At 69.4% G+C, this 12466-nt stretch carries 24 protein-coding genes; 1 reads left to right on the forward strand and 23 read right to left on the reverse strand.

The genetic code is table 11. From position 1 onward, the window contains the following. Nucleotides 1-91 precede the first annotated feature (91 nt). Complete coding sequence (locus BKN51_RS00260) at nt 92-379, forward strand: hypothetical protein (RefSeq protein WP_101605685.1); 288 nt, start codon at nt 92-94, stop codon at nt 377-379. On the opposite strand, the gene BKN51_RS00265 is transcribed toward BKN51_RS00260, so the two are convergent. The 23 genes from BKN51_RS00265 to BKN51_RS42895 all read right to left on the reverse strand — a co-directional run bounded on the left by BKN51_RS00265 (nt 348) and on the right by BKN51_RS42895 (nt 12406). Further along, complete coding sequence (locus BKN51_RS00265; RefSeq protein ID WP_101605686.1) at nt 348-1667, reverse strand: PBSX family phage terminase large subunit; 1320 nt, start codon at nt 1665-1667, stop codon at nt 348-350. The two genes, BKN51_RS00260 and BKN51_RS00265, sit on opposite strands and share 32 nt — an antisense overlap. Continuing rightward, nucleotides 1664-2218 (reverse strand): hypothetical protein, encoded by a 555-nt coding sequence (locus BKN51_RS00270; RefSeq protein ID WP_101605687.1) that lies wholly within the window; start codon nt 2216-2218, stop codon nt 1664-1666. Before BKN51_RS00270 ends, BKN51_RS00265 begins: the two co-directional genes overlap by 4 nt. Before the next feature lie 86 nt (nt 2219-2304). Next, nucleotides 2305-2661 carry a hypothetical protein gene (locus BKN51_RS00275; RefSeq protein ID WP_101605688.1) on the reverse strand — a complete coding sequence of 119 codons (357 nt, stop codon included), beginning with the start codon at nt 2659-2661 and terminating at the stop codon, nt 2305-2307. 81 nt (nt 2662-2742) lie between these two features. Beyond that, on the reverse strand, nt 2743-2916 hold the full coding sequence (locus BKN51_RS42885) for a hypothetical protein (RefSeq protein ID WP_158255843.1): 174 nt from the start codon (nt 2914-2916) through the stop codon (nt 2743-2745). Further along, nucleotides 2909-3184 carry a hypothetical protein gene (locus BKN51_RS00280; protein WP_146044438.1) on the reverse strand — a complete coding sequence of 92 codons (276 nt, stop codon included), beginning with the start codon at nt 3182-3184 and terminating at the stop codon, nt 2909-2911. Before BKN51_RS00280 ends, BKN51_RS42885 begins: the two co-directional genes overlap by 8 nt. Nucleotides 3185-3198: 14 nt before the next feature. Further along, nucleotides 3199-3759 (reverse strand): WhiB family transcriptional regulator, encoded by a 561-nt coding sequence (locus tag BKN51_RS44620; protein ID WP_101605690.1) that lies wholly within the window; start codon nt 3757-3759, stop codon nt 3199-3201. After that, nucleotides 3756-4010, reverse strand: a complete 255-nt coding sequence (locus tag BKN51_RS00290; protein WP_101605691.1) for a hypothetical protein — start codon at nt 4008-4010, stop codon at nt 3756-3758. The genes BKN51_RS44620 and BKN51_RS00290 overlap by 4 nt, the downstream gene beginning before the upstream one ends. Further along, nucleotides 4007-4432, reverse strand: coding sequence for a helix-turn-helix transcriptional regulator (locus BKN51_RS00295; RefSeq protein WP_101605692.1), 426 nt, complete (start codon nt 4430-4432; stop codon nt 4007-4009). Before BKN51_RS00295 ends, BKN51_RS00290 begins: the two co-directional genes overlap by 4 nt. Continuing rightward, nucleotides 4429-4914: a hypothetical protein gene (locus BKN51_RS00300; RefSeq protein ID WP_199193133.1), complete on the reverse strand. Its 486-nt coding sequence runs from the start codon at nt 4912-4914 to the stop codon at nt 4429-4431. Before BKN51_RS00300 ends, BKN51_RS00295 begins: the two co-directional genes overlap by 4 nt. Further along, entirely contained in the window at nt 4911-5276 is a 366-nt protein-coding gene (locus BKN51_RS00305) for a hypothetical protein (RefSeq protein ID WP_101605693.1), read from the reverse strand. Before BKN51_RS00305 ends, BKN51_RS00300 begins: the two co-directional genes overlap by 4 nt. A gap of 326 nt (nt 5277-5602) precedes the next feature. Then, complete coding sequence (locus tag BKN51_RS00310; RefSeq protein ID WP_101605694.1) at nt 5603-6187, reverse strand: hypothetical protein; 585 nt, start codon at nt 6185-6187, stop codon at nt 5603-5605. Continuing rightward, nucleotides 6180-6407 carry a hypothetical protein gene (locus BKN51_RS00315; RefSeq protein WP_101605695.1) on the reverse strand — a complete coding sequence of 76 codons (228 nt, stop codon included), beginning with the start codon at nt 6405-6407 and terminating at the stop codon, nt 6180-6182. The genes BKN51_RS00310 and BKN51_RS00315 overlap by 8 nt, the downstream gene beginning before the upstream one ends. Beyond that, nucleotides 6400-6810, reverse strand: coding sequence for a hypothetical protein (locus tag BKN51_RS00320; RefSeq protein WP_101605696.1), 411 nt, complete (start codon nt 6808-6810; stop codon nt 6400-6402). Before BKN51_RS00320 ends, BKN51_RS00315 begins: the two co-directional genes overlap by 8 nt. Beyond that, nucleotides 6807-7019 carry a hypothetical protein gene (locus BKN51_RS00325; protein WP_101605697.1) on the reverse strand — a complete coding sequence of 71 codons (213 nt, stop codon included), beginning with the start codon at nt 7017-7019 and terminating at the stop codon, nt 6807-6809. Before BKN51_RS00325 ends, BKN51_RS00320 begins: the two co-directional genes overlap by 4 nt. Then, nucleotides 7016-7183 carry a hypothetical protein gene (locus BKN51_RS42890; RefSeq protein WP_158255844.1) on the reverse strand — a complete coding sequence of 56 codons (168 nt, stop codon included), beginning with the start codon at nt 7181-7183 and terminating at the stop codon, nt 7016-7018. Before BKN51_RS42890 ends, BKN51_RS00325 begins: the two co-directional genes overlap by 4 nt. 94 nt (nt 7184-7277) lie before the next feature. Then, entirely contained in the window at nt 7278-7814 is a 537-nt protein-coding gene (locus tag BKN51_RS00330) for a hypothetical protein (protein WP_101605698.1), read from the reverse strand. After that, nucleotides 7811-8545 carry a hypothetical protein gene (locus tag BKN51_RS00335; RefSeq protein ID WP_101605637.1) on the reverse strand — a complete coding sequence of 245 codons (735 nt, stop codon included), beginning with the start codon at nt 8543-8545 and terminating at the stop codon, nt 7811-7813. The genes BKN51_RS00330 and BKN51_RS00335 overlap by 4 nt, the downstream gene beginning before the upstream one ends. Then, complete coding sequence (locus BKN51_RS00340) at nt 8545-8835, reverse strand: hypothetical protein (RefSeq protein ID WP_101605699.1); 291 nt, start codon at nt 8833-8835, stop codon at nt 8545-8547. Before BKN51_RS00340 ends, BKN51_RS00335 begins: the two co-directional genes overlap by 1 nt. Nucleotides 8836-8912: 77 nt before the next feature. After that, on the reverse strand, nt 8913-9452 hold the full coding sequence (locus BKN51_RS00345; protein WP_101605700.1) for a zinc finger domain-containing protein: 540 nt from the start codon (nt 9450-9452) through the stop codon (nt 8913-8915). Further along, on the reverse strand, nt 9449-10456 hold the full coding sequence (locus BKN51_RS00350) for a hypothetical protein (RefSeq protein ID WP_101605701.1): 1008 nt from the start codon (nt 10454-10456) through the stop codon (nt 9449-9451). Before BKN51_RS00350 ends, BKN51_RS00345 begins: the two co-directional genes overlap by 4 nt. Then, nucleotides 10453-10677, reverse strand: a complete 225-nt coding sequence (locus tag BKN51_RS00355) for a hypothetical protein (protein ID WP_101605702.1) — start codon at nt 10675-10677, stop codon at nt 10453-10455. The genes BKN51_RS00350 and BKN51_RS00355 overlap by 4 nt, the downstream gene beginning before the upstream one ends. After that, nucleotides 10674-11882, reverse strand: a complete 1209-nt coding sequence (locus tag BKN51_RS00360) for a DNA cytosine methyltransferase (protein ID WP_146044439.1) — start codon at nt 11880-11882, stop codon at nt 10674-10676. Before BKN51_RS00360 ends, BKN51_RS00355 begins: the two co-directional genes overlap by 4 nt. Beyond that, nucleotides 11879-12406, reverse strand: coding sequence for a LuxR C-terminal-related transcriptional regulator (locus tag BKN51_RS42895; RefSeq protein ID WP_146044440.1), 528 nt, complete (start codon nt 12404-12406; stop codon nt 11879-11881). Before BKN51_RS42895 ends, BKN51_RS00360 begins: the two co-directional genes overlap by 4 nt. Nucleotides 12407-12466: the final 60 nt, after the last annotated feature.

Here is a 12466-nt window from a genome sequence, read left to right on the forward strand (position 1 = left end):
GCGTGGCGCCGTGGTGTCACGGCCTCGCGCGTAACGCACGCGTGCGCGCACGCGACGTAGCTGGTCAGCACGCCTGATTGAGGGGACCGCCGTGAAGGCTCGCACGTTCGCACGCATCGCCGCCGTTGTCGTCCTCGCCGGCGGCCTGCTGTTCCTGTTCAACCGCGTCGAGGTGGACCTCACTCCGGAGTGGAGGGTCATGTGCGGGAGCGCTCTCACGTCGGGTGACGCGAACCTCGCCTCGTACGAGACCGAGAAGTGCGCGGACAAGCTTCTTCCCCGGAAGATCGCGGGTAGCGCGCTCGTCGTCCTCGCCGGTCTCGGGTTCGCGGCCACCTTCATCCGGCCTACGCGGCGTTCGGAAGCTCGCTCGACGTAGCCAGATCGGGGAGCCACTGCCGCCAAATAGGACGGGCGGCCATGACCCCGTACCGACCTGCGTCCGGACCGTGGTCATCGGTCTTGACCGGCTTCTCTTCGCCGCGCTCAAGGGCGGCGTCATCCCACACGTAGCCACACATTTCGTCCCACAGGTGCGGGCAAGCCTCGTGATCGATGACGAACCGGCCGCCAGAAATCAGGGACGCCTGTGCGCGGATCCCGACATCGACGCGGTTGTCCGCGGCCCGGAGACCGGGCCATCCGTCGGAACGCATCTGGACGCGGAGCGAGGCCGCGGAGGGGTCGAGGATCGTCGCGGGCGCGTCGGGTAGGTGTTCGATCAGCGGGGCGGCCCACTCGGCGAGTTTCCGGGAGATCTGCGCGTCGGTGAGTTGCCCGGCGGCGCGGCCGTCGTGCCGCCACTCGGAGACGACGTGCAGCCGCTCGGGCACGACGATCCGGCTGCCCTCGATGACGGGCGCGGTGAGCACGATCAGCAGGGCGTGCGTCGGGTTCGACGTGCCGTAGTCGAGAGCGATCCAGCCTCGGCGCCACATGCGCGGGTCCGGCGCACGCGCGGTGTGCTTGGCCTCGTCGAGCATCTGGTAAATCGCGCCTTCGGCGGCGACCCACTTCCCGAGGATGAACCGGTCGAACCACAGGCCGGTGAATTCGGCCATGAGCCCGCGCACGTACTCGCGGTCGAGACCGGGGTTGTCGTCGAGGTTGAAGTGAAACGAGATCAGGTCGGGCCGGTCGGGGTCGTCGAGCGGTAGGCGTTCCTTCTTGAGGAAGTTCTTGTTCAGCCAGTGCGTTGGCGTGTCGGGGTTGGTCGTTCCGAACAGCTTCGCCCCGGGGACCGACATGCGGCCGAGTAGCTGCGTGAAGAACGCCTCGGGTACGACGGTGATCTCGTCGACGTAGGCGCCGGCGAGGGTCAAGCCGCGGATGCGGGACTCGGCGCGGGCGTCGTTGGCGCCGATGACGTGCACGAGGCGCCCGAGGATGCGTGCGGTGGTGGCGCCGCGGGTGTAGGAGATCGCGGCGGGGTTCATGTCGGCGATGACGTCGAGGACGTTCCGGGCGAGGGTGTCCCGGGTTTTGCCGATCATCGCGAGCGGTCCGGCGGGCGCGGTCCGCACGTACATGAGCCACCGGACGATGCTGCCGATGGTCTTGCCGGACCGGATCGCGCCTTCCCAGATGTTGATGCGGTGGGTGGCGTCGAGGATCGAGTCCTGTTGCTTGACGGAGAGCGCGGCGGCTTTCGCCGTCGTGGTCGTCACTCGGCGGGCCCGTCGTCGCGGGAGAGCCGTTCCCGGTCGTGCCGGGCGATCCGGAGACTCGCCTCGAACTGCTCCAGCATGTTCGACGCGGCGCCCGCGCCGCTGGTGTCGGCTTCGAGGCGGGCGAGGTTCGTGGTTTCGCGGACGGCGCCGGTGATGGCGCCCATGGTGGCGCGCCAGTCGGCCGGTCCGGCGGGGAGCACGGTCTCGCGGACTTCCTCGGCGGTGGGGTCGACCTTCACCACGTGCAGGTGCACGACGTCGCCGAACAGCTTCTTGCGGAGTATCGCGATGTCGTCGAGCAGGCCGGATTGCAGCTCGGTTCGCCGCTTGGCGAGGTCGGCGGCGCGGGCGGCGGTGGCGGCCTCGGTCTGTTCGCGCCGGTCCTCCCACGAGTCGGCGAGGTCGTAGTCGGCGGCGACCCGGTACACGGTGGACACGGACACACCGAACTCGGCCGCGATGGCGCGTTGTGTAGGCGTGGGGTCTCGCCGGATCGCGTCGGCGATCCGGTCGCGGGTCTCCTGTGGGAGGGGCGGGTGGCCGGGCACCCTGTGATCGTGTTCGGTAGGTGTTACCAGGTCGCGGGCCCAGCGCGCAGAGGGGGAGGGACGCGCCGGGCCCGCGAGTCAGGGGGCTACCTCGGGCGGTAGCGGTCGTTGCGCGGTTCGAGGCCGAGTGAACGCAGCAGCTCGATGGACGCGCGGGTGACGTCCTCGTGGCCGCCGTGTCCGCCGATGCGCCACAGCAGCTCGGCGAGGTTGAGCCCGGAGTGCTTGCCCATCGCGGCGAGGTACCGGGCCATGTTCGGCGCCCACATGCCGTGCAGCGTCGCGAGCGGCTGGTTGAGGTCGGTCGCAATGACGACGGGCTCGGGCCCGGTGTCGTCGATGCGCCAGAACGGGAGCCCTCCGGCGATCTGGCGCCATTCGTCGGCGAGGACGCCGATCCGTCGTCGGTCGTCGAACTCGCGGCGTTCGCGCTGGTTAGGCATGGTGTGCTCCTGGTGGTGGCTGCCGGGCGGGTCTTCCCCACCCGCCCGGCACGGTCACCATAGAACACGTGTTCGAGAGTTTCAAATCTTGTCGAAGTGCTTCACGAGTTCGAGGCTGCTACCTCGCTCCCACGACACGTCGTCATCCGACCACCACACCCAGAACGGACATTCGTCCTCGCGTACCGCGAGGATCTGCCCTTCGAGGCCGACCCCGGGGCTGAACACGATGTCGCCGACACGAAAGTCATCCACCGTCGGCCCCCTGCGCGGGTTCGAGGGTGATCTCGTCGGTGCCGGTCGCGACCGGGGTCACCGCGGTCACGGTCGCTTCGATCGTGCCCTTGCCAGTGTCGATGGTGATCGCGTCGCCGGGCGCGATCGTCGGCGCGTGCGCGGGCGGTGGCTCGACGACAGGCGGCGGCCTGAAGTCAGACAAAGGCATCGTGACCGGTTCGCCGAGGAACCTCGGCGGCTCGGTCGGCTTCGGCAGCGGCGGCATGGGGTACGAGGGCAGGGACACGGCGACGGTTCCTTTCAGGCGACGAGACGGAGCACGGGCCGCTCCGAAGCGGATCCGGGCTCGGCGGCAGGTAGAGGCGGCAATCCGGGCAGCGGGAGAACGAGTTGGCCGGGACCGAGCAGGTGACGGCCGACCTTGAGCGGCTGCACGAGCTCGGCCGGCGACACCCACACGTCCCGGTCCCGGGCGGCCTTCCGCGCGCGGGCCCGACGGTCGAACTCGTACAGAGCGTGCGCGCGGCGGCAGTCCGGGCAGGTGCAGCCGTGCTTGGCGTACCGGCTGTTGGTGCCGTGCTCGGGCAGGACGGCGGGCACCGGGTAGCCGAGCTCGAGCGCGATCTCTTTGCGGTCTTTGCGGTCGAGGCCGCCCCAGATGCCCCAGGGTTCGCCGCGTTCGAGGGCGTCGGTGGCGCACTGGAGCCGGACGGGGCAGGCGCGGCAGATGACGCGGGCGGCGAGCGCGGCCGGTCCGCGAGCTTCGATGAAGTCGAGTTCGGGGAACAGGTTGCACGCGCCACGCTCGTGCCAGTCGGGGACGGTGCGCGGGAGGCGGGGCGGCTCGGCGACGGTGGTCATGCTGCCGCCCTTTCCCGGGCGAGGTCGAGCGCGAACGCGACCTCGCCCTCAGCGACGAGCCAGCCGAGCAGGTCGAGCAGGCGCGCGGCCTCGCCCTTGGTGAGTTCGTTCATGGTGGTGACCGGGGTGTCGAGCAGGTAGGAGATGAGCGCGAGCCGTTCGCCGCGGTCGGTGATGCCCTGGCCGGTGATGACGGTCGCGATGGCCTTCTTCTGCTGCGAGGTGACGAGGTCGCCTTCCCAGTGCTTCACGTCTCGTTCCTCCGTTCGATTACGCGGGCGGCGAGGTCGGCGGGCGGCGGGTCGGAGTCGACCAGCCGCTCGACGGCGTTCTCGACGGCTCGATTCGTCCTACGGCTTCGACGTCCGCACGTGTTGCAGGTGAACCCGCTCGGCGGCCCGCCGTGACAGGTCTCGCAGAGCGCGGGGTCGATCAGATCGTCGAGCGTGATGTCGAGGACGCGGCACAGGCCGATGGCCTGGTCGATGGTCATAGACGCCGTTTCGCTACGCCGCGTCTCCTGGTTCACGATGGTTGACCGCGAGATCTGGACGCCCTTGGCGGTGATCTGGTCGGCGAGCTTCTGCGTGGAGATGCCCCGTTGCCGCCGGATGCGGCGCATGTTGGCGATCGCGACGAGGGCGTGCTCGTTGCTCGTGCTGCTCTTGCTCACGGGCGGACCTCGATTTCGAGCCAGAGCCGACGCTCTCCCTTGCCGGGGTGGATCTTCGGCATGTTCTTGGTCATGTACTTGTCCGTGTCGTCCGGGACGAGTTCAAGGCCGATCCAGTCGCGGCGCGGGCCGCGGGCAAGCGCGTCGCACGCGGCCTTCAGCGTCGGCACGAGGTTGTCCTCGTCGCGGCGCCGGTTGTCGCCGGGGGCATAGTGCAGCGTCACGGTCAGGTGCGAGCCGGCCGGGATGCCGGCGCGGCGGGCGGCGTCGCGGACTCCGAACCGGATGACGGCGGTGCGCTTGCTCTTTTCGCTCCAGTGCCAGCGGTCGTTTTCAGAGAGCGGGGGTTCGAGCGGGCCCTTGGCGCGGCGCCGCATCATCGGGACGTCGATCTCGAACCGGCGCAGGGTGGACATGTCGGCGGTCTCGTCGACGAACGCACCAGCGATCCGGGCGCCCTCGCGCGGGCGCGGCGCGCTCACGCGGCACCGCCGAGGATGAGCTTGGCGACGGCCTCGGCCTCGACGAACGGGCAAGGCTCCCCCGTGGCTGCCCACTCCGCTGTGTTGTCCAGCCACGCGGCAAGTGCTTCGGCGAGTTCGGGGGGCTCGACGTCAGCACGTTCGCGAAGCACCGTTGCGGCGGCGCGAAGTTCGTCGCCCGGTCGCACAGTACGCGGGTCTGCGCTCGTGCGGCCGCATCCGGGTTCGAGGCAGTGTGCGACGTCGCCGCGCCACTCGACGATTCCCTTGTCGCGGTGTTCCTCGTCCGGGCACATCCAGAACGAGACGCGCGCGTTGGCCACCTCGGGGTGCTTCGCGAGGAAGTCTTCGATCGGGGTCACGGTCGGCTGTTCCTTTCCTGCCAGGCGATCGCGCGGGTACGAGCGGTGCGGGCGCGGGCGGCTTCACGGGCGCGGAGGTACCAGCCGTAGAGCCGAAATAGCGTGTTCAGAACGGCAGCCTCCAGGGGTCATCGGCGGTAGGTCGGCGGCGCCGGAATCGGTCGCGGAGATTCCAGCGCCACAGCTCGAACCGGGTCGGCCGGCAGGCGCGGCACCGGCGGCGGCGACTGCCGCGCCAGGCGAAACCTGAGTCGTGGCAAGCGAAACAGTTGGGTTCGGGTTCCGGCCTCTGGTCGTAGTCGTCGTCCCAGAACTCGGGTTCGCACTCAGCCACGATCGGCCCCCTCGTCGCCGCGGGTCTGGATGAAGCCGGTGCCGACATCGAGCAGGCCGTCGGCTTCGGCTTCGCGGGTCATCTCGCGCAGTGCCTCGCGGCGGCTGCTCTTTCGGCCGCACGAGTCGCATGGAGTTGTGCGGCCGTGCGTGCACCGGGGCAGCCCGGCGGCCAGCGCGGTCAGCGCCTCCCGGACGCGCATGTCGTTGCTCTGGCTGCCTTGCAGTAGCGCGGTTTCCGCGTCCGCGACTCGGGCCGCGAACTGGTCCCGCTCGGTGGTCGTGTTGGCGTGGTGGTGCTGTTCGCCGCGCAACCGATACTGGAGGCCGGCGAGGTTGACGCGAGCACGCGCGAGGTCGGCGAGCAGCACGCGCAATTCGGACGCGAGCAGCCGCGGGCCGCCGTCGTGCGTGTCGAGGTTCGAGATGACGTCGGTGGTCGCCGAGTTTGCGGCCGCTCGGCGCTGGTACTCGTCGAGGTAGGCGCGGACGCGCGTAGCGGCGGCGTCGATCTCGGCGGCAGTGTGGCGGCCGAGCACGAGGGCGTCCTCGGCCGAGATGCGCGAACGATCAACCACGGCTGGCCTCCGAAGGGGTGTCGAGCGCACGCGCGTACGCGTTTTTCTTGGCGTCTGCGGGCAGGAAGAACCAGGAGAGGCGGCTGAGCCCTTTGCTGTCCTGTTTGCAAGCGGTCCAGCCACCGCGGTGCGGCCGGTACTGCTCGTAGCGTCCGGCGGGTGTGCGTCGGTAGGGCGGGTTTCCGGCGCGGTAGCGGTAGAACACGAAGCCGTCAACCACGGTCGGCCTCCCCGGTCCCGCGCGCGGGGTGACGACGCTCGGCCTCGTCGAGAACGTCCTCTTCGGCTCGGGATTCAAGACCGAGGCGGGTTTCGGCGATGATCGCGACCAGCCGCGCGACCTCGTCGCGGGTGTCGAGGTAGGCGAGGCCGTCGACGTCGCCGTAGATCGCGAGCGCGCACATCGGGCACGGGCCCGCGGGATCGGTGGCGCAGTCCTGGCAGCGTTCCGGGCGGGTGATTCCGGACAGGTCAGCAAGGACGGCGCGTACGTCGGAGGCACGGAGCACCTTTGCGTCCTCGCCGAGGCCGAACCCGTGGATCACGTCGCCTTGCGAGTGCATGTGGCGGTTCCGCTCGGCGATGTAGGCGCCGATCCGGGCGGCTGCGGCAATGTCCGTCATCGGGCACCGACTTTCGGTTTCTCGGTCAGCGGATAGAACTTGCGGGCGATGTACTCCCACGAGCACGGGTGCGTGGTCGGGTTGTTCGGATCGACCCATACGCCGGTCGGGTACCAGGACCACGCGTCGCCGTACCGGTCGCTGACGTCGGGGTGGTCGGCAGGTTCTGGATCGCCCTTGCGCCAACGCCGAGGCTCCTCGTCGGTCATCGGGCGCCGCCGGTGAGCAGCAGGCCGAGCACGAACACCGCGGCGAGGCTGATCTTGACGGTGCGTGCGATGACTTCGAGGTCGTGGTCGTGGGCGAGAAGCCACGTCCACGTGCGCGCGGTCGCGCCGGGCGCGGCGGGCTTGTGTCCAATGCGGACGGTCACGAGATGCCTCCAAGGACGAGAGAGAAGAGGATGAGGACGAGGCCGGCGAGGGCGAGCGCGACGCCGAAACGTCGCGCCCACCACTGCCAGGGCTTCACGATGTGGCCTCGACGGGCTTCTCGGCGGGGATGGCGCGCTCGTCGTTGTCGCGCCACGACCAGTGGTAGTCGAGGCCCTGGTGTAAATCGCCCTCGTGGTCGGCGTCGAGCACGCACCGGTAGGTGGTGCCGCGGATGGCCCGATACCGGTCGCCGGTGAAGTCCGCGAACGGCCGGATCACCGACGTGCACTGTGTCGCCTGGAAGTCGTCCCAGCCGCCGGGCTCGTCACCGACGACGTGCCACGTGCAGCGGCACGCCGTGCAGCGGAAGCCGTCCGCGTCGCACTCGGTCTCTTCGCCGCACACGGAGCAGGGCGGCATGGTCGGGGTGAGCGGCGGCGGTACGGGCCGCTCGGCGAGGCAGCTGGGGAGCGCGTCGGCATAGAACGCGGTCCCGTGGTTCGGGTTGAACGGATTGACGAGGCCGACGAGGACGCGGCCGGCGTTGTTGGGGTACACCTGGTCGACACGCCAGGTGTCGCCGCCCCTGAGGGTCAGGATCTCGTCCTTGCGGAATTCGCGGGCGGTCACCGGTGGTCCTCGCGGGCGTAGCCGTCGGCGTCCTGCTCGGCGCCCGGCACGATCGGCGGCTCGAACACGGCCGGGAGTCCGTCCTTGGTCGGGTGCTTGAAGAACTGGCCGCCCTGGTCGAACGTCGGCTCGCACCAGCAGTCCGCCGAGGGGATGTGGTCGCGGGGGATCGGCCGCTCGCACGCGTCGAGCAGCCGGATGGGGAACTTGCGGAGCGACTGCGTGTACTTCTCGATCACCTTGTCGAGCGCGGCAGTTTCGGCCTCGCGGGTAATGGCAACGACGGAGAACGGAAGCTCCTGGCCAATCGTTCCGGCGGCCGAGAGCAGGTACACGTCGTCGTGCTTGACCACGTCGACGGTCTCGGCGCCCAGGCTGACGATCCACGGGCGAAGCGCCCCGATCGCGCTCTCGCCCTGCGGCTCGAAGAGCTGCACGCGTGCCCTGTGGCCAACGTTGATGCCCGAAAGGTGCTTGTGCAGCCCGTGTTTGTGGACGTGGGCGAGAACGGCCTCGGCGCGGTCGAGCGCGGTCAGGTGCTTCCGAGCCTCGACGAGCGCACGCTCGTGGGTCTCGTCCATGAGTATGCGGATCAGGGCGGGCAGGTTCTCGCGGTACTCGACGTCGGTGGTCATGTCGTCGACGGGCTCGTGCTCGGCGAGAAGCGCGTCGTCGAGCTGGTCGCGAAGCTCGGCGTCGGTGATCGCGGTCAAGTCTTCGAGGGTGAACATCAGCGTCCCCCAGCGGTGCTCGAACGGCGTTCCCGTTTGACGTTCGAGTTGAACCAGCGGCGGCCATTCGCGGTGAGCTGGTGCTTGTCGTTGATCAGGCCGCGTCGTTTGAGGCTGTTCAGCGTCCCGTGCCCCGGCCACTTGACGCCCCAAGCGACGTTGAGCTCGCCGTCGTCGTCCATCTGTGCGGCCCGCATCACGGCGGCCATCTTCGGCGAGAGTTTCGGTTCCGGCGCCGTGCGGCTCGCGCCCACGGTGTCGGTGCGGGTGGTCAATCCGCTGTCGGTCATGTCGTCTCCCTTTGCTGTGTCACCGCCCGTGCGGTGCATGCATGCACGTTAACAGTCAGCGTGCATGCACGCAATAGTCAGGTCGCAGAAGCGGCCATCGCGGCGAACGCGTCATCCACCCGAACGGGATGAGCAGGACTCTTCGTCAGAGGCTTCCCGTTCGACGTGCACGGCGAGAACGCCGGAGAATGGCAGTGACGGCACGGCACCGACCGCACCGACCGACGCGCCGCGACATCCGCCTCGACCACGTACCCGACCTCGACGAGGTCAACCTCGGTCCCGGTTCGCTCGGCCGCCGAGATCGCCTTCTTCGCCGCAAGCGCGGTGAATACCCTGTCGACCCCGTTCCGAATCGTCTCCGGATCCGCCGGCGGCGCCTTCCTCGTCGGCGACGCGTACCGGCGCCGGTTCCGATACCACCCGGCAATGTCAGCCGGAGTGATCGTCTTCGATGTTTCCCGGTAGTGCGCTACGAGCGCCTTCTCCGCGGCCTCAGCCGGGATGTCCGCGAGCATCGATTCCCAGATCCGCAACACGAGCTCATCCGGCTGCGGCGCGTACTGGTCGACGGCCGACGCCGACGCCAGTAGTGCCGTCACCTCCTGCCGGTTCACGACTCGCCCCCGGCCTCGATCGTGAGGAACGGTGCATCCACCAGCGAGCCGCCGAACGGGCGCTGAGCGGGCATCACCGCGCCATCACCCGCGCCAAGCTCCAGCCACCCGCGAACCTTCGCACCACGCCCCGACGGCGGCCTCGATGCGCGTCCGCCCGCGTCGAGGGTCGCCCCGGCTCCGGCTTGTTCTTTGACGATGTCGGCGACGAGTGAGGGGAGGATCTTCGGGCCGATGCCGGTTTTCTGGTTCCAGAGTTGGAGGGCGGCGCCGATGGTGGGTTCGTCGAATTCGGCGAGGAGTTGCACGACCTCGAACGCGAGGGCTGATCGGGTGGCGCTGGGGATCCGGTGTCCGATGGTGTTCGAGACGAGGCGGTATGCCTGGGTGCTGCGGGGCCCCGAGGGGGCGGGACCCGTAGCGGGCCGGTTCAGCTCGTTGTTGCTTTCGCGCGTGGTGGGTACGTAAGGGGCCTCGGAAAGGTGGTTAGTTCTTTCTTCCTCTACCTCTGCCATGTATTTGCCATCGCTGGTGCCATGGCTGGGGCTATGGCTGTTGCTATCGGTCTTCGGCGCGGTTTTCGGGGGGTTCACGGCCGGTTGCTGCCACCTTTTGGCGGCGCCCTTCCGGCCTCGTTCGGCGGCTGACCTGCGTTGTTCGTCGGCGTCGGCCTTGGATCGTTGGTGCTGGAGGTAGTCGTGGACGCATGCCTGTAGCTTCGGGATTTCGGGGCACTTTTCGCATGCGTGGCCGGGCTCGTGCAGCAGCCCGACGGCGACGAGTTTCCGCACTTTTTGCATCGAGACTCCGGCGAGCCGAGCGACGACTTTCAGGGGCACGATGCCGTCGGTGGTGTTCTTCCCGGCGTAGGCGACGGCGACGATGTAGGCCCATGCGGCGGCGGGGTCGTCGAGGGCGACGATCTTGGGGTTGTCGTAGATGTCCACGGAGATCCGGACGAACTCGCGGAGGTCGAGCGGTCGCGCGGTGGTGCGGGTGGTCAAGGTCGTGCCTCCCTGGCGTCGATGAGGTGGCCGCGCTGGTAGGCCCTGGCGTCGTCGGCGCATTCGGGCTGGCGCCACCAGCCGGTGTTGCCGATGTCGTCGTGGTCCGGTGCGGCGACGTGTTCGAGGTAGACGGTGCCGGGCTGGATACACGGCTGTCGGTGGGTCACGTCGCAGCAGCGGTGCGGCGTGCGGGCTCGGCGGGCAGTCGTGCGGATCACGCGGCGACCCCTTCCACCGCGGACGGCATGAGGGTGCGGAGGATGGCGGCGGCGAGCAGCGGCGGCACGGCGTCGCCTACCTGCCGGTACTGCTCGGTTCGGGTGCCCTGCCACGGGTAGCCAGCGGGGAAGGACTGGAGGCGGGCGGCCTCGTCGACGGAGACGCGGACGCTGTCCTGATCGAACTGGGATTCGCCGCCGCTGGAGCGGTTTTTGTGGCCGGGCCGGCCGATGCGCGGGTCGCCTTGCACCGTGGTGGCGGGCCTGCTGTGTACCCATTCGGCGGGTTGATCGCTGTTTCGGAGAGTCCAACGATTCACGTTGCCGGTGAGCGTCGGCGCGGGCGCGCTGGTTCCGCGGCTGTAGTCGACGGTCGCGCCGCGGCCGACGCGGCTGTTGTTGCCGGTGTAGATCTTGACGCGGTCGATCTTGCTGGTGATCGTGGCCGCGGGTTCGAGCCCGGTTCGCTGCCCGCGGTCCTGCGGGTTGCCGCCGGTCCCGTAGTTCGACACCGCGACCGTGTCGGCGGGCCACCCGAGAGCGTCGGCCATCGACACGGGCGGCGGGAGCAGGTCGCCGAAGAGGTCCGGCGCGGCGCTGGGCGTCTCGCCGGCCCGGTACGCCTGGTGGGTGGCCGGGGGAGGACCGACCGGCAGGCCGTCGCGGCGGGCGATGAGGATTGCCCGCTTGCGGGTCTGAGGCACGCCGTACTCTTCGGCCGAGAGCACGCCCGCCCACGCCCGGTACCCGTGCTTGCGCAGCAACTCGGCGACGTACTGCCAGAGTGGCAGTACGGTCGGGACCTGTTCGCACGCGATCCATCGTGGACGGAGCGCGACGGCCCATCGCATGGGTTCGGCGGTGAGGTGTGACCGGTCGTCGGCCCAGTCGACGACGTCGGGTTCTCGGCCGCTTGCGAATGCCGCGATGCGCTCGTAGACCTTCTGCCGGTCGAGTTCTCCCTTGCGGTCGCCTGCGGATGACCACGCTTGGCAAGGTGGGGAGGCGAGCAGTCCGTCGGCGAGGTCCGCGAACGCGCTCGGGTCGAAAGTCGAAACGTCGGCGCGGATTCGGGGATGCCCGGCGGCGGTTGCGGTGCGGCAGGCGGCGTCATCCCATTCAATGCCGATGAGCGGGCCGTCGTGTCCGGCGAGGCGGGCGCCGGTGTCCCAGCCTCCAGGGCCCGCGAAGAGGTCGACGATCACGCGGCGGCCTCTCTCGCCGTGCGTCGCGCGAGGGTGGCCTCGTTGGTGCGGATCTTCTCGCGGATGGACTGGCGGCGTTTCTCGACGGTGCGCTTGGTGACGCCGACACGTTCGGCGATGGCGCGCGTGGTGAGGCCGGCGACGATGAGACGGTCGATGGCGGCCGAGGTTTCGCTCTTGGTGTTGGGGAGGCAGTTCTCGGGCAGGGTCTCGTGATCGGGGTGGAGTGCCCGGATGCCGCCGATGCTGAGTGTCCATTCGGGCGGCTCGGTGGTGATTTGGTCGGGGTCGGCGTAGGCGGCGAGTGAGACGATGGCGGCGATGAGGCGTTCGGGGGTTTCCTTGCCCCATCGGTTGAGGCGGCCCCAGATCTCGCGGACGTCGAGTTCTCGGACGTCGGTGATGAGTTCGAGGGCGTCCGTGTTTCCTTGGTAGGAGCGGGATCCGGGGTTGCCAGGCAGGGTTTGGGGACAGTGGGCGAGGTCGCGAAGTCGTGGGGTTGAGGCGCTTGGGGTGTCGGACATGGTGGTGCCTTTCGGAGCGCAGTGCGGGCCGCGCCCGGTCGTGATGGCGCGGCCCGCGGT

Source organism: Amycolatopsis sp. BJA-103 (assembly GCF_002849735.1).
Taxonomy (GTDB): Bacteria; Actinomycetota; Actinomycetes; order Mycobacteriales; family Pseudonocardiaceae; genus Amycolatopsis.